This window comes from Streptomyces sp. NPDC001443 (assembly GCF_053597355.1).
On sequence record NZ_JBSFIA010000007.1, the window covers coordinates 30,806 to 51,289 of the forward strand.

17 protein-coding genes are annotated in these 20,484 nt (G+C 73.8%); 5 read left to right on the forward strand and 12 right to left on the reverse strand.

The features are described 5' to 3' along the window. Positions 1 to 22: 22 nt before the first annotated feature. The gene (locus ACWC24_RS10450) at positions 23 to 1,600 is read right to left on the reverse strand and encodes a hypothetical protein (protein ID WP_450662426.1); all 1,578 of its coding nucleotides are present in this window, start codon (positions 1,598 to 1,600) and stop codon (positions 23 to 25) included. Between the two features lie 201 nt (positions 1,601 to 1,801). Beyond that, positions 1,802 to 3,187, reverse strand: coding sequence for a transcriptional regulator (locus ACWC24_RS10455; protein ID WP_450662427.1), 1,386 nt, complete (start codon positions 3,185 to 3,187; stop codon positions 1,802 to 1,804). 314 nt (positions 3,188 to 3,501) lie between these two features. Here ACWC24_RS10455 and ACWC24_RS10460 point away from each other — a divergent pair, with 314 nt between their 5' ends. The 3 genes from ACWC24_RS10460 to ACWC24_RS10470 all read left to right on the forward strand — a co-directional run bounded on the left by ACWC24_RS10460 (position 3,502) and on the right by ACWC24_RS10470 (position 6,683). Beyond that, complete coding sequence (locus ACWC24_RS10460; RefSeq protein ID WP_450662428.1) at positions 3,502 to 4,155, forward strand: bifunctional DNA primase/polymerase; 654 nt, start codon at positions 3,502 to 3,504, stop codon at positions 4,153 to 4,155. A 66-nt stretch (positions 4,156 to 4,221) separates the two neighbouring features. Further along, a complete protein-coding gene (locus ACWC24_RS10465) occupies positions 4,222 to 5,013 on the forward strand; it encodes an ABC transporter ATP-binding protein (RefSeq protein WP_450662429.1) in 792 nt (263 codons plus the stop codon). Then, positions 5,010 to 6,683 carry a transporter gene (locus ACWC24_RS10470; protein WP_450662430.1) on the forward strand — a complete coding sequence of 558 codons (1,674 nt, stop codon included), beginning with the start codon at positions 5,010 to 5,012 and terminating at the stop codon, positions 6,681 to 6,683. Before ACWC24_RS10465 ends, ACWC24_RS10470 begins: the two co-directional genes overlap by 4 nt. Positions 6,684 to 6,739: 56 nt before the next feature. Here ACWC24_RS10470 and ACWC24_RS10475 read toward each other — a convergent pair whose 3' ends face one another. Together ACWC24_RS10475 and ACWC24_RS10480 are read right to left on the reverse strand one after the other, a co-directional pair. After that, positions 6,740 to 7,684, reverse strand: coding sequence for an alpha/beta fold hydrolase (locus tag ACWC24_RS10475; protein WP_450662431.1), 945 nt, complete (start codon positions 7,682 to 7,684; stop codon positions 6,740 to 6,742). A gap of 455 nt (positions 7,685 to 8,139) precedes the next feature. After that, on the reverse strand, positions 8,140 to 8,832 hold the full coding sequence (locus tag ACWC24_RS10480) for a metal-dependent transcriptional regulator (protein ID WP_450662432.1): 693 nt from the start codon (positions 8,830 to 8,832) through the stop codon (positions 8,140 to 8,142). 324 nt (positions 8,833 to 9,156) lie between these two features. Here ACWC24_RS10480 and ACWC24_RS10485 point away from each other — a divergent pair, with 324 nt between their 5' ends. Continuing rightward, positions 9,157 to 9,912, forward strand: coding sequence for an SIS domain-containing protein (locus tag ACWC24_RS10485; RefSeq protein ID WP_450662433.1), 756 nt, complete (start codon positions 9,157 to 9,159; stop codon positions 9,910 to 9,912). A 37-nt stretch (positions 9,913 to 9,949) separates the two neighbouring features. Here ACWC24_RS10485 and ACWC24_RS10490 read toward each other — a convergent pair whose 3' ends face one another. From ACWC24_RS10490 to ACWC24_RS10500, 3 genes are all read right to left on the reverse strand, one after another. After that, the gene (locus tag ACWC24_RS10490; protein WP_450662434.1) at positions 9,950 to 11,338 is read right to left on the reverse strand and encodes a PAS domain-containing protein; all 1,389 of its coding nucleotides are present in this window, start codon (positions 11,336 to 11,338) and stop codon (positions 9,950 to 9,952) included. Positions 11,339 to 11,441: 103 nt separating this feature from the next. After that, positions 11,442 to 11,948 carry a GNAT family N-acetyltransferase gene (locus ACWC24_RS10495; protein WP_450662435.1) on the reverse strand — a complete coding sequence of 169 codons (507 nt, stop codon included), beginning with the start codon at positions 11,946 to 11,948 and terminating at the stop codon, positions 11,442 to 11,444. Positions 11,949 to 12,337: 389 nt separating this feature from the next. Further along, complete coding sequence (locus ACWC24_RS10500) at positions 12,338 to 13,438, reverse strand: citrate synthase 2 (RefSeq protein WP_450662436.1); 1,101 nt, start codon at positions 13,436 to 13,438, stop codon at positions 12,338 to 12,340. Positions 13,439 to 13,779: 341 nt separating this feature from the next. On the opposite strand from ACWC24_RS10500, the gene pdxH reads away from it, so the two are divergent. Continuing rightward, complete coding sequence (pdxH, locus tag ACWC24_RS10505) at positions 13,780 to 14,409, forward strand: pyridoxamine 5'-phosphate oxidase (protein ID WP_450662600.1); 630 nt, start codon at positions 13,780 to 13,782, stop codon at positions 14,407 to 14,409. A 50-nt stretch (positions 14,410 to 14,459) separates the two neighbouring features. Here pdxH and ACWC24_RS10510 read toward each other — a convergent pair whose 3' ends face one another. From ACWC24_RS10510 to ACWC24_RS10530, 5 genes are all read right to left on the reverse strand, one after another. Beyond that, positions 14,460 to 15,071, reverse strand: a complete 612-nt coding sequence (locus ACWC24_RS10510) for a TetR/AcrR family transcriptional regulator (protein WP_450662437.1) — start codon at positions 15,069 to 15,071, stop codon at positions 14,460 to 14,462. Then, positions 15,059 to 15,793, reverse strand: coding sequence for an enoyl-CoA hydratase family protein (locus ACWC24_RS10515; protein ID WP_450662438.1), 735 nt, complete (start codon positions 15,791 to 15,793; stop codon positions 15,059 to 15,061). Before ACWC24_RS10515 ends, ACWC24_RS10510 begins: the two co-directional genes overlap by 13 nt. Continuing rightward, on the reverse strand, positions 15,790 to 17,361 hold the full coding sequence (locus ACWC24_RS10520) for a 4-coumarate--CoA ligase family protein (protein ID WP_450662439.1): 1,572 nt from the start codon (positions 17,359 to 17,361) through the stop codon (positions 15,790 to 15,792). The genes ACWC24_RS10515 and ACWC24_RS10520 overlap by 4 nt, the downstream gene beginning before the upstream one ends. A gap of 29 nt (positions 17,362 to 17,390) precedes the next feature. Then, positions 17,391 to 18,557 carry an acyl-CoA dehydrogenase family protein gene (locus tag ACWC24_RS10525; RefSeq protein ID WP_450662440.1) on the reverse strand — a complete coding sequence of 389 codons (1,167 nt, stop codon included), beginning with the start codon at positions 18,555 to 18,557 and terminating at the stop codon, positions 17,391 to 17,393. A 75-nt stretch (positions 18,558 to 18,632) separates the two neighbouring features. Next, on the reverse strand, positions 18,633 to 20,477 hold the full coding sequence (locus ACWC24_RS10530; protein ID WP_450662441.1) for an ATP-binding protein: 1,845 nt from the start codon (positions 20,475 to 20,477) through the stop codon (positions 18,633 to 18,635). Positions 20,478 to 20,484 lie beyond the last annotated feature (7 nt).

A 20,484-nucleotide genomic window follows, 5' to 3' on the forward strand; every position in this document is an offset into this window, starting at 1 on the left:
GGGGGATCCCGGTCCACGATCCTCAGAGCTGGGTCGACTGGCGCTCGGTCAGGCCGTACTTCCGCGCGATCGCGTTCCACAGTTGCGCGGCCTTCTTCTTCTGCGAGCTGGCGGTGCCGCTCGCCGCGTTGCCCGCCTGGGTCTCCCCGGTGCTGCGGGCCTGGCCGTGCTTGCAGGACTTCTTGTTCCCCGCGGTCTGGTCCGCCCATGCCGCGTAGTGGGTGTCCGCCGACGCGGACGCCTTCCACGCCTCGGTGAGCGCGCCGGTCAGCTTGTCGTGGTCCGGCAGCTTGTCGACGGACAGCCCGGACAGCCTCGTGACCAGCTCGTTGCGCTGCTTGGCCGCGTCCCGCAGGTCGGAGGCCGCCTGACCGAGGTTGTCACAGGACTTGACGCCGGCGACCGCCGCGATCACCGCGGCCCGGCTGCTGCCGCTGTCGGCCAGCAGCTTGTCCAGCGCCACGGCCTGCGCCTTGGCCCCGTCACCGCCGGCCGCGGCGGGGGCGCCCTCGCTCGCGGACGCCGAGGCGGAGGCGGTCGCACCGGCCTCGCCCTTGTCGTCGCCCCCGCCGCCGAGCAGCGCGCCCGCGCCGATGCCGACCGCGGCGATCGCGATGCCGATACCGGCGATCAACGGCACCCGGGAACGGCTGCGGCCGCCCCCGCCCTCGCCCTGGTGGGCGGAGCCCCAGCCGTCGTCGCCCCGGCCGCCGCGGCGACCCGCGCCGGGACCGGCGGGCGGGGCGTACGAGGACTGCGCGGGGTAACCGCCCGGCCCGCCGTACGCGGCGGGTCCGGCGTCGTGCTGCGGGACGCGCGGCAGCTGCTGCGTGGACCCCGCCGGAACGTCACCGCCGACGTCGTTGCGGAACAGGTTGTCGAACTCGGCCGGCGGCTGCCGGTCGCCGCCCTCGCCGGGCAGACCCCCGCCGTACGGCCCGGCGGACGGGTCCGCGGGCACCGGCGCGATGAACTGGGTCGCCTGGGCGTCGGGGTGCATCCCGGCGGCGGCCGCCTCGGGCGGCAGGGCCCCCGGCGGCACCGGCGGTATGTACTGCGTCGCCCCCTCGTCCATGGCGGGCGCGACGACGGGCGGCAGGAACTGCGTGGCCCCCTCGACGCCACCGGGCGCGGCCGGGACCGGCGGGATGTACTGGGTGGCGCCCTCGTGGGCGGCGGGCGGCAGCGGCGCGCCGTATGCCGCGTGCTGCGGCTGCGGGCTCTCCGGCGGCATCGGTCCCGCGCCCCCGGCGGCCTGCGGCCAGGACGGCGCGGCGGGCGCCGCCTCCGGCGTGCCCCAGGCCGGCTCGGCGGGCGCGGCGGGCGGCCAGTCCGCGGCGGGCGGCCGGCCCGCCCCCGGCTGCTGCCCGGGACCCCACGCCCCGCCCCAGCCCTGCCCGCCGGCCGGTGCCGCGCCGGCGGCGTCCTGGCCGTAGGCCTGGCCGTACTGCTGAGCGCCGTCCTGATAGCTCTGGTAGGGCACGCCGGCGGGCTGCGCCGGCATGCCGGGGTGCACCGGCTCGCCTCCGTCGGAGGGCAGCACGATGCCTTCGCGCGCTGACCGCGCCGAGGGCTCCTCGCCCTGTCCACTCTGCGCCACCGGGACTCCTACGAATGGGGGACCTTCAGGATCGTCGGCCCACGCTACCGGGTCCCCGGAACCGGGTGCTACGCAGCTCAGGACCTGACCTGCCGCCTTGTGACGCCAGTAACAGATCCGGGGCGCCGTGCGCTGTTCATGCCCGCTCCCGCGGACCGACGGGCCGTTTCCCGCAGATTCACGCAGCGACGCCCCCCGTGTTCACGCGGCCGCCGGCAGCTCCAGCCGCGCCCCGAACTCCCGTACCACCGGCTCGTCACGGTACGGATCCAGCCGCTGCTGGAAGTCCTCCAGATACTCGGCGCCCCGGTTGGAACGCAGCGTCTCCAGCAACTCCACCGCCTTCAGGCCGGTGTTGCAGGCCTCCTCGATCTCCCGCTGCTGCACCTGGGCGGTGGCCAGCAGCACATAGCCGATGGCCCGTCGGCGCGCCCGTGTCTCGGGGTGTCCGGCCAGGGACTCCTGCGCACACCGCGCCGCCGCCTCGGCCTGTCCCAGGTCGCGGTGGCAGTGCGCCAACTCGTCGGCCAGATAGGCCTCGTCGAAGTGCGCGATCCACGCCGGGTCGTCGCCCGCCGCCGCGTCCGCCCGCTCCATCGCCGACAGCGCGCGCCCCGAGGCGATCTGGGCCGCCCGCGCGTCGCCGAGCAGCGCGTGCCCGCGGGCCTCCGCCGCGCAGAACATGGCCTCCGCGCGCGGGGTCACCCGGCCCCGCGCGCCCTCCTGGGCCGCCCGCGCCAACTGCGCGATCTCCCGCGGGTTTCCGAGCTGGGCGGCGAGATGACTCATGGACGCGGCGAGCACGTAGCCGCCGTACCCGCGGTCGCCCGCCGCCTGGGCCAGCCGCAGCGACTGGATGTAGTAGCGCTGCGCGAGACCCGGCTGCCCGGTGTCCACGGCCATGTAGCCGGCGAGTTCGGTCAGCCGCGCCACCGCGGCGAACAGGTCGCGGCCCACCGCCTCCCGGTAGGAGCCGGCCAGCAGCCCGGAGACCACGCTGTTGAGGTAGTGCACGACGACCGGGCGCACATGCCCGCTGCCGTACTGGTGGTCCAGGTCGACCAGCGCCTGGGTCATGGCCCGTACGGCCGTCACGTCGGACTGGCCCACGCGGGGACCCGCCGCCCGCGCCACCTGCGAGTCCGGCACGGAGATCAGCCAGTCGCGGCTCGGCTCGACCAGCGCGGACGCGGCGACGGAGGACCCGGACAGGAAGTCCCGTCGTCCGACGTCGCTGCGCCACAGCTCGCAGACCTGCTCGATGGCCCCCAGTACCGTCGGCGAGAACTGGAGACCGACACCCGACGCGAGGTTCTTGCCGTTGGCCATGCCGATCTCGTCGATCGTGACCGTACGGCCCAGCTTGCGGCCGAGCGCCTCGGCGATGATCGCCGGGGCCCGTCCCCGCGGCTGCTGACCCCGCAGCCAACGGGCCACGGACGTCTTGTCGTAGCGCAGGTCGAGGCCGTGTTCGGCACCGCACATGTTGACCCGGCGGGCCAGCCCGGCGTTCGAGCAACCCGCTTCCTGGATGAGCGCCTGCAGCCGTTCGTTCGGCTGCCGGGCGACGAGAGGCCTTGCGGCCATGGCTGAACCCCCTGTGGCTGCGGTGCCTGCCCACGCACCGAGTTGACGTGTCTTCGCTGGCCGGACCCGATCGGTTCCACCGAGCGGATCCGGCCTCGAAGATCAATGCCCAACGGACATAGCGAAAATGCCAGACATACGAGGATTGCCGGGGTAAGGGTGGAAGCCGACCCCACTCGTGGCTACCCACTTCCGTCGCGGATCCCTCCGCGCGCCCCCGCGCGTGCATCCATGCGCCCCGGACACGGAAACAGTGCTCCTCCCCCGCGCGCGCTACGCCCGTAACCCGAGGTGGACGGGGGAGTTGAGTGGACGTGGAAGAGACGATCCCGGCCGCCGAAGCCGCCCAGATTCCGCAGCAGCGCGGGGAATCACTGCTGGAGACCGCCGTTCGCTACGCCGAGGAACGCCACTGGGACGTGGTCCCCGGCACCTGGCTGGAAGCCGTGGCGGGGATGGAGCGCTGCTCCTGCGGCCGGGCCGGATGCGGCGCGCCGGGCGCGCATCCCGCGCGCGAGGACTGGGCGACGCAGGCGACCGGCAGCGCGACCGTGGTGCGCCGGATGTGGCAGTGGCAGCCGACGGCGTCGATCCTGCTGCCGACGGGCCGTACGTTCGACGCGATCTCGGTGCCGGAGACGGCCGGCTTCCTGGCGCTGGCCCGGATGGAGCGGATGCGGCTCCCGCTCGGTCCCGTGACGTCGGCGCCCGACCGGCGGATGTACTTCTTCGTGCTGCCCGGGGCGTGCGCGAAGGTGCCCGAGCTGGTGCGCCGGCTGGGTTGGTCACCGGCCTCCCTGGACCTGGCCGCGCTCGGGGAGGGGGCGTACGTGGCCGGGCCGCCCACCCGGTTCGGCTCCCGGGGGGCCGTGCAGTGGGCGTGCCGCCCCACCCCGGCCAACCAGTGGCTGCCGGACGCGGAGGAGCTGATCTCACCGCTGGCGTACGCGTGCGGCCGGGACCGGTAGGGCGGGACCGTCGGGACGAGGTCGTCCCGCCCCCTGACGGGCGCCGTACGGTCGTAGGGTGCATCCATGACGCAGGGAGCAGGGGTGGGCGCAGCCGCCGTACGCGTGCAGGGGCTCTGGAAGCGGTTCGGGCAGCAGATCGCCGTCGCCGGGATCGACCTGGAACTGCCCGCGGGCAGGTTCATCGGGCTGGTGGGGCCGAACGGGGCCGGGAAGACCACCACCCTGTCCATGGTGACCGGCCTGCTCCGGCCCGACCAGGGACGGGTCGAGGTCGTCGGGCACGACGTGTGGCAGGACCCGGTCGCGGTGAAGGCCCGGATCGGGGTGCTGCCGGAGGGGCTCAGGCTCTTCGACCGGCTCTCGGGGCGGGAACTGCTCGGCTACTCCGGCCGGTTGCGCGGCCTGCCCGGCGCCGAGGTCGACAAGCGCGCCGCCCAGCTCCTCGACGTCCTCGACCTGGCCGGCGCGCAGCACAAGCTGGTCGTCGACTACTCGACCGGCATGCGCAAGAAGATCGGGCTGGCGGCCGCGCTGCTGCACAACCCCGAAGTCCTCTTCCTCGACGAGCCGTTCGAGGGCGTCGACCCGGTGTCCGCGCAGACCATCCGGGGCGTCCTGGAGCGGTACACGGCCTCGGGCGCCACGGTGGTGTTCTCCTCCCATGTGATGGAGCTGGTGGAGTCGCTGTGCGACTGGGTCGCCGTGCTGGCCGCGGGCCGCATCCGCGCCCAGGGCACCCTCGACGAGGTGCGCGGCGGGGCGCCCACGCTCCAGCAGGCGTTCCTCGAACTCGTCGGCGCGCACAGCCGCGACACCGGCTCCGAACTCGACTGGCTGGGCGGCGGGGCCCGATGACGCAGCCGGCCGACCCCCGTCCCGCCGGCCCCGCGGACCCCGGTCCGGTGCCGGTTCCCGCCGGCCCCGCCGCGCCCCGTCCCGTCGGCCTCACGGCCACCGTCGTCCGGCTGAAGCTGTCGCTGCTGCGCAACGGGCTGCGGCAGTCCGGCGGGCGGCGGGCGGCCTTCGTCGTCTCCGCCGTCCTCGCGCTGCTCTTCGCCGCGCTGCAACTGCTCGGGCTGATCGCGCTGCGCGGCCACGCGCACGCCGCTTCCCTGGTCGGGCTGCTGACGGCGGTGCTGGCGCTGGGCTGGGCGGTGATGCCGCTGTTCTTCCCCAGCGGCGACGAGACCCTGGACCCGACCCGGCTGGTGATGCTGCCGTTGCGGCCCCGGCCGCTGGTACGGGCGCTGCTGGCGGCCTCCCTGGTCGGCGTCGGCCCGCTGGTCACCCTCATGCTGCTGGCCGGCAGCGCGGTCTGCGTGGCGCACGGGACGGCGGCGGGTGTCGTCGCGGTCGTGGCCGTCGCCCTGGCCCTGCTGGTCTGCGTGGCCCTCGCGCGGGCCGTCGCGATCGCCAACATCCGGCTGCTGACCAGCCGCCGGGGGCGCGATCTCGCGGTGCTGAGCGGCCTGGTCGTCGCGATCGGCGCGCAGGTGGTCAACTTCGGCGCGCAGCGGCTCGGGGTGTCGGGTCTGGCACCGCTCGACCCGGTGTACGCGGTGGTGCGCTGGCTGCCGCCCGCGTCGGCGGTCGGGGCGGTGGACTCGGTGAGCCGGGGCGCGTACGGCGCCGCCGCCGCCCAGCTCGCGCTGACCGCGGGCGCGCTGGTGCTGCTGGTGGCGGCGTGGGCGCGCAGTCTGACCCGGCTGATGACCGCCCCCGACGGCTCGACATTGCAGCGGACCGAGTCCGAGGGCCGGGAGCGCGGTACGTCGTGGGGTCCGGGCCGGCTGCTCCCGGCCGGCCGCACCGGCACCGTCATGGAGCGCAGCCTGCGCTACATCTGGCGCGACCCCAAGACCAAGGCGGCCTGGGTGACGTCGCTGGCCATCGGCCTGATCGTGCCGGTGTTCAACGCCTTGCAGGGCACCGGCTCGATCTACTTCGCCTGCTTCGCCGCGGGGATGCTCGGCATCCAGATGTACAACCAGTTCGGCCAGGACACCTCCGCGTTCTGGATGGTCGCGCTGACCATCTCGACCCCGCGTGACGCGTACGCCGAACTGCGGGCCCGGGCGCTGGCGCTGCTGCTGATCACCCTCCCGTACGCCACCCTCGTCACCGTGCTGACGACCGCGGTGCTCGGCGACTGGCGCCGGCTGCCGGAGGTGCTGGGGCTGTCCCTGGCGCTGCTGGGGGCGATGCTGGCGACCGGCGCCTGGACCTCGGCCCGCTTCCCGTACTCCATCCCGCAGGAGGGCTACAAGAACGTGGCGCCGGGGCAGAGCGGTCTCGCCCTGATCTCGATCCTCGGCGGCATGGTCGCCGCCGCGCTGCTGTGCGCCCCGGTCCTCGCGCTGACGATCTGGCTGAACGTCAGCGCGGGCGGCGACGCGTGGACCTGGCTGCTGCTGCCGGTGGGCGCGGGGTACGGGACGGCGATCACCGCGCTCGGGCTGCGGCTGGCGGCCCCGCGCACCGCCGCACGGCTGCCCGAGATCCTGGCGGCGGTCAGCAAGGGCTGAGACGGGCGGCACGGGCTTGGGCGCGGGGGGCGGGCGCGGTCTCCGGGGAGGCGGTGTCAGGAAGTGAGCACGCCGTCCAGGAACGGCTCGATCGCCGCTCGCCAGGCTTCCGGCTGGTCGTAGTGGACGAGGTGGCCGGCGTCGGCCACCTCCGCGTACTGCCCGCGGGGCAGCACCCGGACCATCTCCTGTGCCTCGGCGCGGCCCAGCTCGCCGTCCTGGCCGCGGACGACGAGGGCGGGGCAGCGGACCTGGGCGAGCTCCTCCCAGTGCGCGTCGTACACCCAGGTCTCGCGGGACTTCAGCATCTGGCCGGGCTCGAAGACGGGGCGCCAGCCGTCGGAGGACTCGTGCATGACCTCGGCGTAGAACTCGCCGCGGGCCGGGTTGGGGCGCTCCACCCAGGGGTCGTCCTCGCCGAACCACTTGCGTACGTCGGCGAGGGTGGCGAAGGGGGTGGGCCAGGAGTCGAACCAGTCGGCCCACTCGCGCTGCGAGGCCGCGCCGAGCGCGGAGGCCCGCATGTCGCAGATGATCAGACCGTGGACCAGATCGGGGCGCCTGGCGGCGAGCTGCCAGGCGGTCAGCGCGCCCATGGCGTGACCGACGAGGACCACCTGGGTGAGGCCAACCTGTTCCAGGGCGGCCTCGGCGTCCTCGACGTACGCCTCACGGGTGAAGGACGCCTGCGGGGGCTTGCCGCTCTGCCCGTGGCCCCGCTGGTCGAGGGCGACGGCCCGGTGCCGCTCGGAGAGCCAGCGGGCGGTGGACGCCCAGTGGGAGGCCCGGCCCATCAGTCCGTGCAGTAACAGGACACCGGGAGTGGACCCGCTCTCCCCCGGCAGACCCCGGTCGTACCGGTCCCGGCCATCGGCTTCCGGGCCGGGTGGTCCGGCCTGCTCCGGCAGGAGTGCGGCCGGGTCGTGCTTGGGCGGGTCGCCGAACTCCCAGGCGGCCAGGCGCACGCCGCCCGCCCCGGTCACGTCGATGCGTCGCGCCATAGGTCCTGGCACCCCCCTAGCTCCGCTCGGACCGCTCGCGCCGGCCGGTCCTGTGAACCGCTTGCTGTCTGCCGTCGTTGCCGTGGTACCGCTTTCCCTCATCCACATCTACGGACTCTACGCAGACTCATCGGCAAATTATCGAAAACGTATTCGAAGTACGCCTTCTCCGCGGGTAACACCCCTCGTTCGAGTGACCCCTCTCAAGGAATGATCGCCGCAGCCGAGGGGAGATCTTCAGCGGGAGGCGGACCGCTCGGGGAAAACGGTCCGAGGGGATCGACCTTGAGAGCTCGGGGCTCCAGGTCGGAACAGGGGAGGACAGGCCCCGGCGCCTTCGGGCGCCGGGGCCACCCAGGTCTCCGCGGCACATCCACTCCGCCCTCTCGGCCCGTATGCCTCGTGCGACAGCAAGCCTGGCACGCGAAGCGCCGGGCCGCTGCGATTCGGCGCACTCAGCGCTTGGCGACGAACACGTGCGAGGCGACGTCCGCCACCAGCTCGGCGGCCTCGCCACCGCTGCCCACCAGCACACCGCCGGCCGACTCGGTCACGCTCACCACCGAGCCGGGCTGCACGCCCGCCCGGCGCAGCGTGTACATCAGCTGCGCGTCCGTCTGGATCGGCTCGCCGATCCGGCGCACCACGACCGTCTTGCCCTCCAGGCCCGGGTCGAGCTCGGCCAGGGACACCATGCCCTCGTCCAGGAACGGGTCGGCGCCGTCCTTCTCGCCGAGCTCCTCGAGACCGGGGATCGGGTTGCCGTAGGGCGACTCGGTCGGGTGACGCAGCAGCTCCAGCACGCGCCGCTCCACGGCCTCGCTCATCACGTGCTCCCAGCGACACGCCTCGGCGTGCACCTGCTCCCACTCCAGACCGATCACGTCCACCAGGAGACACTCCGCGAGCCGGTGCTTGCGCATCACCCGGGTGGCCAGCCTGCGGCCCTCGTCCGTCAGCTCCAGGTGCCGGTCGCTGGCCACGGACACCAGTCCGTCGCGCTCCATCCGTGCCACCGTCTGACTGACGGTCGGCCCGCTCTGGTCGAGCCGTTCGGCGATCCGGGCGCGCATCGGGACCACGCCTTCCTCCTCCAGCTCGAGGATGGTGCGGAGATACATCTCCGTGGTGTCGATCAGTCCGGACATACCTGCCCCTAAATGAGATCTGCCGGAAGCGCGGCTGGCTCCGCGGCGCGTGCGCTGGCCCTGGGCTCAATTCTGACGCATGGCACTGACAACCGTGCCGCACCGGTGAAACGGGACGGTTACGCGGGAGTGCGCGGGGCTCACCCACGGCGGACACCGGCCGACCGGGGCGCGCGGCCACCCGGGAGCACGGACACCGGGAGGCACGGACACCGGGAGGCACCCGGTCGCCACGACCCGCGCCACCGTATTGACAGGGCAGTGGTACAGACCGCACGGTGATCGGCGGCACAGACGCCGCCAGACGCTGTGAAGGGGCATCGCATGAGCGACAGCACACCGGCCGGCCAGTTCTTCGACGCCGCGATCACCCTGCTGCAACGGGTCCGCGACGAGGAGGCCGGGGCCATCGAGGCGGCCGGTGCGCTCCTCGCCGACGCGGTGACCGGCGGCGGCCGTCTCTTCGCCTTCGGCGCCGGGCACTCCTCGCTCGCCGCCCAGGACCTCGTCTACCGGGCCGGCGGCCTGGCCCTGATGAACCTGCTCCCCGTGCCGGGCATGGTCGGCGTCGACGTCAGACCGGCCACCCTCGGCTCCCGCCTGGAGCGCGTCGACGGGCTGGCCGAAGCCGTCCTGGACTCGTCCCCGCTGCGCGCGGGCGACGTCCTCGTGATCGTCTCCCTCTCGGGCCGCAACGCCCTCCCCGTGGAGATGGCCATGGGCGCCCGCGCCCGCGGGGTGAAGGTCATCGGCGTGACCTCGGTGGCGTACACCGCGCAGACCTCGTCCCGGCACTCCTCGGGGACGTATCTCAAGGACCACTGCGACCTCGTCCTCGACTCGAAGATCGCGGTCGGCGACGCCGAGCTCAGCCTGGACACCATCCCGGCCCCCTTCGCCCCGGCCTCCACCGTCGTCACCACGGCGCTGCTCCAGGCGGTCATGGCCACCACGGCCTGCGCCCTCGCCGAGCGGGGCGTCGAGCCCCCGCTGCTGCGCTCCGGCAACGTCGACGGGGGCCACGACTGGAACCGCCGGATCATGGAGGAGTACCGGGACCGGATCTTCTACCAGCACTGACGGCAGCGGCCGGACCGGCGCGCTCCGGCGGCGCGGGCTACTTCGTCCCGAGCAGTCCCGCGAGGTCGAGGGCGCCCGCGATCCGTACCGCGACGTCCTCCGCGTACAGCGTGTCGGAGCGCTCGAAGGCGCTGCGGCCACCCGTGCGCAGGAACGTCACCACGCCCAGCGTCCGCCCCCGGCTGCGCAGCACCGCGCACAGCGCGTGCACCGTGTCGGGCGGCCACTGCCGGGCCAGCGCCCACTCGCGCGCCTCTTCGGCCGGGCCTGCCCCGGCGGCGGACCGCACCGACCCGGCCCGCTCCACGCACTGCAGGGCCGGATGCCCCGGGCCGTAGCACACGGGCAGCCCGGCCTGCCCGGTGAGCAGGGCGGGGCCCGGAGTACCCGCGGGCGTCTGGGCGATCCGCACCAGCCGTACGGGTCCGTCGGCCGGCTCCGTCACCCGGTCGATCAGGGCCTGGTCGGCGAACCCGGCGAGCGCGAAGTCGAGATGGACGGTGACCGCCTCGGCCGGGTCCTCGCACTCGGCGGCCGCGCGGGCCGCCCGGTGCAGCTGGTTGCCGCGGAAGCGCAGCAGCGCCGCCTCCTGCTCGCCCTGCCGGGACTCGGTGACGTCCAGGAACAGCCAGCCGACGCCGAGCGGGACCGGCTCCTCCGCGAGCGGCGAGGCCAGTCGCAGGAAGCCGCTGCGCCAGCAGCGCCGGCGCTCGCCCTCGGGCGTGCGCACCGCCACCCAGATCTCGGCGGGCGCGGGCGGCGCGCCCTCGGCCAGGACGTGGGTGAGCGCGCTCTCCAGCTCCTCGACGCCCTGGGCGAGCAGTTCGCCGAGCGGCCGTCCCAGCGCCGCCGTGCGTCCGATGCCCAGCGCGCGGGCCGCGTGCGCGTTCACGACGGCGGGCCGCAGATCGGCGTCGACCAGGACGACACCCCAGCTCGCGTTCTCGAACAGGGCCTCGCTCAGCGCGATGGACCGCTCCAGGTCGATCTGCGCGTGCACCTCGCTGAAGGCGCAGTACAGGCCCGCGGGCCCGCCGTCGGGGCCGCGCACGGCGGCCGACTGGGTGCGTACGAGCACCCGGCCGCCGTCCTTGGTCAGCAGCGCGAACTCGTGCACCTGGCGGCCTGGGGCCCGCATGGCGGCCATCAGCCGCGCCTGGACCTCCTCGGCGTCCGCGGGGCGCACGGCCCATCCGGCGAACCCGTGCCGTCCCACGGCCTCGGCCGCCGTCCAGCCGAGGATCCGCTCGGCCTCCCGGTTCCAGTGGGTGACGACCCCGTCCGCGTCGAAGGCGCACAGGGCCGCGTCCATGCCGTCCAGCAGCGCGGCGAGCAGATCCGAACCGCCCGGGGCCTTCCGCTCGGGCTCCGCGGGGTCGTCCGGCCCCAGCTCGTCGGTGGTCCCACTACGCCGGGAAGCACTCACCTGGACCCCCTGCCGGCTGCGTCACTTTCCCTCATTCAACTCGAACGTGATGCAGCACACATCGAGTTCCCACAAGATTGAAGGAATCGTTGTACGCGGGGGCCTATCCGGCACAGGACTCGCGGCGCAACGTCAGCCACAGCTCGCTCTCCCCGTCCAGGACATAGCGCTCGACCTCGACGAACCCGCGCGCCTCGGCGAACCGGACGCCGTCCTCGTTGGCCGCCAGGACGACGGCCTCGACCTTCCGGGCCCCCAGCGTCCGCGCGTGGGCCAGCCCGCGCTCGTACAGCGCCGTGCCGAAGCCCCGCCGCCGGAACGCGGGCAGCACCCGGGCGATGACGGTGGCGACCGCCTCCGCGCCCTCGGGCGGCCGTACGGTCGAGCAGCCGACCAGCGTGTCACCGAGATAGGCGTTCTCCAGGCGGTAGCGGCCCACGCGCTCCAGCGCCTCGGCCGGGGACATCGCCGCGGGTGGCACCACCACGTTGTGGACGTGCCGCCACTGCTCCACCATCGCCTCGCCCGCCACGGGCGCTATCCGAAGTTCCGCCCCGCCCGCCGCGTCGGTCCGACCCGTCCGGTCCGCCTGATCCACCTGATCCGTCATGGCAGCAGGGAATCGCGCCTCCGCCCGCCGGTCAACGGGATTGCCCCGCGCGCGGACGGCGGGGGACGGCAGGCAACGGCGGGGGACGCGGAAAAAAGGTTGAAGGTCCGCCGCGGCGTTCTTAGGGTGGGGATTACACCGAAGGGAGGTGATCGGGTACATGAGTGAAACCCGGACGCGTGAGGTGGCTGCGGGCTAGCGGCCCGTCACCACACCGAGTGCGGTGCCGGACCAGCGCGTGACAGAAGCGTGCGGCCGGCCCAATCCCAGGCAGTCACCCGACCCGCGAGTCGCCGGTACGTCCGGCCGGCACCTCTTTCGGAGGGCCAGACTCGCGGGTCGTCTGCGTCCCCGGACGGATCCGGGGCAGGTCGACGGCCCGAGCGACCTCAGTGGCCGATGTCCTCGTAGCCCTCGATCTCGCGCGGGTCGCGGGAGCCCGGACCGATGTAGCGGGCGGAGGGACGCACCAGACGCCCGGTGCGCTTCTGCTCCAGGATGTGCGCCGACCAGCCGGCCGTACGGGCGCAGGTGAACATCGACGTGAACATGTGGGCCGGGACCTCGGCGAAGTCCAGCATGATGGCCGCCCAGAACTCGACGTTGGTCGCGAGGACGCGGTCCGGGCGACGGTTGTGCAGTTCCTCCAGCGCCGCCTTCTCCAGGGCCTCGGCGATCTCGTAGCGCGGGGCGCCGAGCTCCCGGGCCGTGCGGCGCAGCACCCTCGCCCGGGGGTCCTCGGCGCGGTAGACGCGGTGGCCGAAGCCCATCAGGCGCTCGCCGCGGTCGAGGGCCTGCTTGACGTACGCCTCGGCGTCGCCCGTGCGCTCGATCTCCTCGATCATGCCGAGCACCCGGGAGGGGGCGCCGCCGTGCAGCGGGCCGGACATGGCGCCCACCGCGCCGGAGAGGGCGGCGGCCACGTCCGCGCCGGTGGAGGCGATGACCCGGGCGGTGAAGGTGGAGGCGTTCATGCCGTGCTCGGCCGCCGACGTCCAGTAGGCGTCGACCGCCGCCACGTGCTTGGGGTCGGGCTCGCCACGCCAACGGATCATGAACCGCTCGACGACGGACTGCGCCTTGTCGATCTCGCGCTGCGGGACCATCGGGCGGCCCTGGCCGCGCGCCGACTGGGCGACGTAGGACAGCGCCATGACGGCGGCGCGGGCGAGGTCGTCGCGGGCCTGCTCGGCATCGATGTCCAGCAGCGGTTTGAGGCCCCAGACGGGGGCGAGCATGGCGAGCGCGGACTGGACGTCCACCCGGATGTCACCGGAGTGCACCGGGATCGGGAACGGCTCGGCGGGCGGCAGGCCGGGGTTGAAGGCGCCGTCGACGAGGAGGCCCCAGACATTGCCGAACGAGACGTGGCCGACCAGATCCTCGATGTCGACGCCCCGGTACCGCAGCGCGCCGCCCTCCTTGTCGGGTTCGGCGATCTCCGTCTCGAACGCTACGACTCCTTCGAGTCCGGGTACGAAGTCGGACATCAGGCGGCTCCTCATGATGTGTGCGACGGATGATGTTGTGGGACCGGGAACCGGGACCGGGGACCGGACGGAACGGTGGAGTCGGCGTACGCCCCACGGATCCACGGTCGTCTGCGACGGCTCGCGGTCCTGGGCGCCCACCCTGGTGATGCCCCGTGCGGTCGGCGGTCACCCAACCAGGACGCCATCAGCACCATATCCCCGAGTGTCACCTTTGGGGAGTGGTTGCGGCACTGAGTGCCACCCCGATACCGCGGGACGGCACCCGACGACGGACACGCATACGGCAAGATGACCGCGTGAACGCCGCCCACGACGCCGCCGCCCCGGATCCCGCCTCGATGCGCAAGCAGTACCGGGCCGAGGGTCTCGCCGAGTCCGACCTGGCCGCCACGCCCGTGGAACAGTTCGCCCGCTGGTTCAGGCAGGCCGCCGCGGAGGCGCATCTGTTCGAGCCGAACGCCATGATCGTCTCGACGGTGGACACGGAGGGCAGGCCCAGCTCCCGTACGGTGCTGCTGAAGCAATTCGACGAGCACGGCTTCGTCTTCTACACCAACTACGACTCCCGCAAGGGCCGTGACCTGGCCGGGAACCCGAACATCGCACTGCTGTTCCCCTGGCATCCGATGGCCCGCCAGGTCATCGTCCAGGGCGTGGCCCGGCGGACCGGCCGGGACGAGACGGCCGCCTACTTCCGCACCCGGCCGCACGGCTCCCAGCTCGGCGCCTGGGCCAGCACCCAGTCCGGCGTGGTCCCCTCCCGTGCCGAGCTCGACGCCTCGTACGCCGAGCTGGAAGCCCGCTATCCGCAGGGCGAGCAGGTCCCGGTCCCGCCGCACTGGGGCGGTTTCCGGGTGGCCCCGAGCACAGTGGAGTTCTGGCAGGGCCGGGAGAACCGGCTGCACGACCGGTTGCGGTACGTGGCGCAGGCGGACGGCGGCTGGCGGACGGAGCGGCTCAGCCCCTGAGCCGGCCGGGTCCCGGAGCCCCGGTCCCGCAGGCCCCGGTCCCCCGCGCCTCAGTCCCTCAGCGCCCCGTCGAGGACGGCCGCCCACTGCGCCACGACCCGTTCGCGGCGCTGGCGGTCGTCGGTGAGCAGGTTGGCCAGGCCCAGACCGCGGGCCATGTCCAGCAGGCCCTGGACCGTCTCGCGGACCCCGGGCCGGGACTCGTCCGCGCCCAGCAGGTCGACGGCTATCCGGTGGGTCTCCCGGCCGACCCGGGCCTCCAGCTCGGTCACCCGCGGGCTGAGCTGCTCCTCGTTCGAGGCGGCCACCCACAGATGCAGGGCGGCCCGGAACAGCGGGCCGGTGTAGAGGTCGACGAGGGCCGCCACCACCTCGCGCCGGTCCTGGGCGGCGCCCTCGGGGAAGAGGGCGCGCAACGCGCCGGAGCGTTCCTCGGCGACGTACTCGACGGCCGCCGTGAACAGGTCCTCGCGGGTCGGGAAGTGGTGCTGGGCGGCGCCCCGGGAGACCCCGGCGCGCTCGGCGACGGCCAGGACCGTGGAGCCCGCCCAGCCGTGCTCGGCGAGGCAGGCGACCGCGGCCTCCAGCAGCCGCTGCCGGGTGGCCCGGCTGCGGTCCTGCTTGGGGGCGCGGTCGCGGTCGGCTGTGGTCACAGCACCCATGCGGGATCCCGTCGTTCGAGGAAGGCCGTCATCCCCTCCCGGGCCTGCGCGGAGGAGAACAGCCGGGCCGAGAGCGCGGTGAGGTCGGCCGCGTCCTGGTCGAATGCCTCCAGCACCCTAGCCGTGAGCAGCGCCTTCGTCTCCGCCAGCGCCCCCGGGGCGGCCTTGCGCAGACCCTCGAGGACGGGCTCCAGTACGACGTCCACGTCGTCGCCCGCCACGGTCAGCAGCCCGGCCCTGACCGCCTCCGCGGCGTCGAACCGCTCGCCGGTGAGGTAGTAGCGGGCGACGGCGCGCGGGTCGGCGCGGGGCAGCAGGGTGAGCGAGATGACCGCCGGGGCCACCCCGATCCGCACCTCCGTGAGCGCGAAGTCGGCGTCGTGGGAGGCGGCCGCGATGTCGCAGGCGCCGAGCAGGCCCAGGCCGCCCGCCCGTACGTGCCCGGTGACCCGGGCCACGACCGGCTTGGGCAGCTCGACGATGCCCCGCAGCAGGGCGACCAGCGCGTCCGGGTGCGGCGGGTCGCGCAGGTCGGCGCCCGCGCAGAAGGTGTTGCCGGTGTGGGTGAGGACCACCGCGCGCACTTCGTCGTCCTCGGCGCAGTCGGCCAGCGCGTCGGCGAGCTCGCCGACGAGCGCCGCGGAGAGCGCGTTGCGGGTGTCGGTCGCGTCGAGGCTGAGCGTCTCGACGCCCCGCTCGCGGGTCCGTCCGACCAGGGTCATGCGCGCTCCCTCAGCTCTCGGCGCAGGATCTTTCCGGAGGCGGCCCGCGGCACCGCGTCGATGAAGGTGACCTGCCGGACGCGCTTGTAGGGGGCGACGCGCTCGGCGACGTACATCATGACCTCCCCCTCGGTGAGGTCGCCGGCGGCGGCCTGCTGGGCGACCACGAAGGCGTGCGGTATCTCGTTGCCGTCGTCGTCGCGGACGCCGACGACGGCGGCGTCGGCGATGGCGGGATGGGTGAGCAGGATGGCCTCCAGCTCGGCGGGGGCCACCTGGAAGCCCTTGTACTTGATGAGCTCCTTGACCCGGTCGACGACGAACAGCCAGCCGTCGTCGTCGACGTGGCCGACGTCCCCGGTGTGCAGCCAGCCGTCGGCGTCGATCATGTCGGCGGTGGCGTCGGGGCGGCCCAGGTAGCCCTTCATGACCTGGGGGCCGCGGATCAGGATCTCGCCGGGCTCGCCGACGTCGAGGTCCGTGTCGGGGTCGTCGAGGGAGACGATCCGCATCTCGGTGCCGGCGATGAGCCGGCCGACGGTCCCGGGCGGCGCGTCGGCCATGGCGTCCAGCGGGACGACATGGGTGCCGGGCGACAGCTCCGTCATCCCGTACGCCTGGCCGACCGGCGGCAGGCCCAGCCGCCGGGAGCAGGCCGCGGCGAGCTCGGCGTCCAGCGGGGCGGCGGCGCTGACGATGTACTTCAGCGACGACAGGTCGTACTGCGTGACGGCCGGGTGCTTGGCCAGGGCGAGGACGATCGGCGGGGCCACGTACAGGCCGGTGATGCGGTGGTTCTGGATCGCCGCGAGGAAGGGCTCCAGTTCGAAGCGCTGGAGGACGACGACGGTGGCGCCCTTGCGCAACGGCGCGTTCATCAGGGCCGTCAGGCCGTAGATGTGGAAGAAGGGCAGCACGGCGAGGATGCGTTCGCCGGGGCCGGTGTCGACCGCGGGCTCGAGCTGCGCCAGGTTGGTGGCGATCTGCCGGTGGGTGAGCATCACGCCCTTGGGGACGCCCGTGGTCCCGGAGGAGTACGGCAGGGCCGCGACGTCCTCGGCCGGATCGACGGCGACCTCCGGTTCCGGCGCCTCGGAGGCGAGCATGTCGATCAGCGAGCGGTGCCCCGGCGCGCTGTCGCAGACGAAGATCTCCTGCACGCCGCCGGCCAGCTCGGCGGCCTCGCGCGCGCTCGCCAGCAGCGGTGACACGGTGACGATCCAGCGGGCCGCCGAGTCGCGCAGCTGCTTGGCGAACTCCTGCGCGGTGGCGAGCGGGTGCACGGTGGTGACGGAGGCTCCCGCGCGCGTGGCGCCGTAGAACGCGACCGGGAAGGCGACCGTGTTGGGGCTGTGCAGGGCGAGCACGTCGCCCTTGCGCACCCCCGCCTCGGCCAGCGCGGCCGCGACCCGCCGGTGGAACCGGTCGACCTGTTCGTACGTGAGGGTGGTGCCGTCGGTGCCGTCCACCAGGGCGGGGGTGTCCCCGAACTCGGCGGCCCGGCCCAGTACCGCCTCGTGGATGGGGAGTTCGATGGCAGGGACGTCTGCGTACGCGCTGCGGAACACGGTTCCTCCTCGCACAACGGTGTGCTGGATCAGTACGACTTGGGCAGACCCAGGGTCTGGTGGGAGATGTAGTTGAGAATCATTTCCCGGCTCACCGGAGCAATACGGGCCACGCGCGAGGCTGTTATCAATGTGGCGAGACCGAATTCGCGGGTGAGGCCGTTGCCGCCGAGGGTGTGCACCGCCTGGTCGACCGCCTTCACACAGGCCTCGCCGGCCGCGTACTTGGCCATGTTGGCGGCCTCGCCCGCGCCGAGGTCGTCCCCCGCGTCGTACAGGGCGGCGGCCTTCTGCATCATCAGCCGGGCGAGTTCGAGGTCGATGTGCGCCTGGGCGAGGGGGTGGGCGATGGCCTGGTGGGCGCCGATCGGGACCTTGAAGACGGTCCGCTCCCGCGCGTACTCGATCGCCCGGGCCAGGGCGAAGCGCCCCATGCCGATGGCGAACGCGGCCGTCATGATCCGCTCCGGGTTGAGGCCGGCGAACAGCTGGAGCAGGCCTGCGTCCTCGTCGCCGACGAGCGCCTCGGCGGGCAGCCGCACCTCGTCCAGGACGAGCTCGAACTGCTTCTCCGCGCCGTGCAGTTCCATGTCGATCTTCTGCCGGGAGAAGCCCTCGGCGTCCCGCGGGACGATGAACAGACAGGGCTTGAGGCTGCCGGTACGGGCGTCCTCGGTACGGCCGACGATCAGGGTGGCGTCGGCGATGTCGACGCCGGAGACGAAGACCTTGCGGCCGGAGAGCAGCCAGTCGCCGCTGTCGCCGTCCCGGCGGGCGGTGGTGGTGATCCGGTGCGAGTTGGAACCGGCGTCGGGCTCGGTGATGCCGAAGGCCATCGTGCGGGAGCCGTCGGCGAGGGCGGGCAGCCACTCCCGCTTCTGCGCCTCGGTGCCGAAGCGGGCGATGACCGTGCCGCAGATGGCGGGCGAGACGATCATCATCAGCAGCGGGGCGCCGGCCGCGCCGAGCTCTTCGAGGACGATGGACAGCTCGGCGATGCCGCCACCGCCCCCGCCGTACGCCTCCGGCAGGTTGACGCCCAGGTAGCCGAGCTTGGCGGCCTCCTGCCACAGCTCGGCCGGGTAGCCGCCGTCCGCGACGACCCGGGCGAGGTAGTCGCGGCCGTAGCGCCTGCCGAAGGCGGCCACCGCGGCGCGGAGGTCCTGGTGCTCTTCGGGCTCGATGAGGGTGCTCATGGTGCTCCTTCGAGTGCGGGTTCGTCGGGACCGGGCGCGCCGGGACCGCACGGGGGGATGCGGTCCCGCGTCCCGTCAGGCCTGCTGCACCACGGCCAGCAGCGTGCCGACCTGCACCTGCTGTCCCACGGTCACGGGGAGGGAGGTGAGGGTTCCGTCGGCGGGCGCCGTGATGTGGTGCTGCATCTTCATCGCCTCCAGCCAGAGGATCGGCTGACCGGCGGCGACGGCCGCGCCGGGCTCCAGCCCCTCGGCGATCCGCACCACCGTGCCCGGCATGGGGGCGACGAGGGAGCCGGGCGCCCGCTGGGCGGTCGGGTCGGGGAAGCGGGGCAGGGCGGTCAGCGCGGTGGCGTTGACGTGCACCCGGTCGCCGTACCGCGCGACCTCGAACTTCTTCTGCACACCGTCCACTTCGAGTACGACGAGAGTGGCGTCGGCGTGCACCACCCGCACCCCTTCGGCGGTCAGGCCGTCGCGGGTGTGCCGGTAGTGGACCTCGTGCTCCTCGCCTGCCATGGCGTAGCGCCTGGTCTGCGGCTGGGACGGCAGGTTGCGCCAGCCGCCGAAGCGGGAGCGGCCGTGGGCGTCGGCCAGGGCGGCGGCCAGCGGGGCGTACGGGTCGGCCGGACCGCCGTCGGTGAGGGCGGCGAGGTGCCGGTCGTAGAAGCCGGTGTCCATGCGGCCGGCGGTGAACTCCTCGTGGCGCAGCGAGCGTACGAGCAGGTCCCGGTTGGTGGCGGGGCCGTGCACCGCCGTGCGCTCCAGGGCGCCGGCCAGCCGGCGGAGGGCCTCGGCGCGGGTGGGGGCGTGGGCGACCACCTTGGCGAGCATCGGGTCGTAGTGGACGCCGATCTCGTCGCCGTCGGTGTAGCCGGTGTCCAGCCGGACGCCGTCGGGGACGGCGAGACGGTGCAGGGTGCCGGTCTGCGGGGCCCACCCGCGGGCCGGGTCCTCGGCGTACAGACGGGCCTCGACGGCGTGGCCGTCCGGGCGGGGCAGGGTGCCCGCGAGGGCGTGGCCCTCGGCGATCCTGAGCTGCTCGGCGACCAGGTCGATGCCGAACACGGCCTCGGTGACGGGGTGTTCGACCTGGAGGCGGGTGTTCATCTCCAGGAAGTGCGCCCGGCCGTCGGCGACCAGGAACTCGACCGTGCCCGCGCCCACGTAGTCGACGGCGCGGGCGGCGCGCACCGCCAGCGTGTGCAGTTCGCGCTCCAGCTCCTCGGGCAGGCCGGGCGCGGGCGCCTCCTCGATCACCTTCTGGTGACGGCGCTGGAGGGAGCAGTCGCGGGTGCCGAGCGTCCACACCGTGCCGTGGGTGTCGGCGAGGACCTGCACCTCGACATGGCGGCCGTTCTCGACGTAGGGCTCGACGAACACCTCGCCGTCGCCGAAGGCGCTCGCGGCCTCGGCGCGCGCGCCCTCCAGCGCGCCGTCGAGGTCGGCGAGCCGGCGCACGATCCGCATCCCGCGCCCGCCGCCGCCCGCCGCGGCCTTCACCAGGACGGGCAGGTCGGCCTCGGTGACCTCGCCCAGCGGGGCGAGGCCCATCAGTTCCTTGGCCCGGGTCTTGGACGCCATGGCCTCGATCGCCTCCGGCGGCGGACCGATCCAGACCAGGCCCGCGTCCAGGACGGCGCGCGCGAAGTCGGCGTTCTCGGACAGGAAGCCGTAGCCGGGGTGCACGGCGTCCGCGCCGGCGGCGACGGCCGCCTTCACGATCAGGTCGCCGCGCAGATACGTCTCCGCGGGCGTCGACCCGGGCAGCCGTACCGCCGTGTCGGCCGTACGGGTGTGCAGGGCGTGCGCGTCGGCGTCCGAGTGCACGGCGACCGTCCGGACGCCCGCCTCTCGGCAGGTACGGAAGACACGGCAGGCGATCTCGCCGCGGTTGGCGACGAGGACGGAAGAAATCACGTTTGCG

Coding starts and splice junctions, on each gene's coding strand:
- ACWC24_RS10485 (WP_450662433.1), top strand. CDS start 9,157: ATGAGCGACAGCACACCGGCCGGCCAGTTCTTCGACGCCGCGATCACC.
- ACWC24_RS10510 (WP_450662437.1), bottom strand. CDS start 15,071: ATGGGTGCTGTGACCACAGCCGACCGCGACCGCGCCCCCAAGCAGGAC.
- ACWC24_RS10470 (WP_450662430.1), top strand. CDS start 5,010: ATGACGCAGCCGGCCGACCCCCGTCCCGCCGGCCCCGCGGACCCCGGT.
- ACWC24_RS10480 (WP_450662432.1), bottom strand. CDS start 8,832: ATGTCCGGACTGATCGACACCACGGAGATGTATCTCCGCACCATCCTC.
- ACWC24_RS10525 (WP_450662440.1), bottom strand. CDS start 18,557: ATGAGCACCCTCATCGAGCCCGAAGAGCACCAGGACCTCCGCGCCGCG.
- pdxH (WP_450662600.1), top strand. CDS start 13,780: ATGCGCAAGCAGTACCGGGCCGAGGGTCTCGCCGAGTCCGACCTGGCC.
- ACWC24_RS10475 (WP_450662431.1), bottom strand. CDS start 7,684: ATGGCGCGACGCATCGACGTGACCGGGGCGGGCGGCGTGCGCCTGGCC.
- ACWC24_RS10465 (WP_450662429.1), top strand. CDS start 4,222: ATGACGCAGGGAGCAGGGGTGGGCGCAGCCGCCGTACGCGTGCAGGGG.
- ACWC24_RS10515 (WP_450662438.1), bottom strand. CDS start 15,793: ATGACCCTGGTCGGACGGACCCGCGAGCGGGGCGTCGAGACGCTCAGC.
- ACWC24_RS10455 (WP_450662427.1), bottom strand. CDS start 3,187: ATGGCCGCAAGGCCTCTCGTCGCCCGGCAGCCGAACGAACGGCTGCAG.
- ACWC24_RS10495 (WP_450662435.1), bottom strand. CDS start 11,948: ATGACGGATCAGGTGGATCAGGCGGACCGGACGGGTCGGACCGACGCG.
- ACWC24_RS10500 (WP_450662436.1), bottom strand. CDS start 13,438: ATGTCCGACTTCGTACCCGGACTCGAAGGAGTCGTAGCGTTCGAGACG.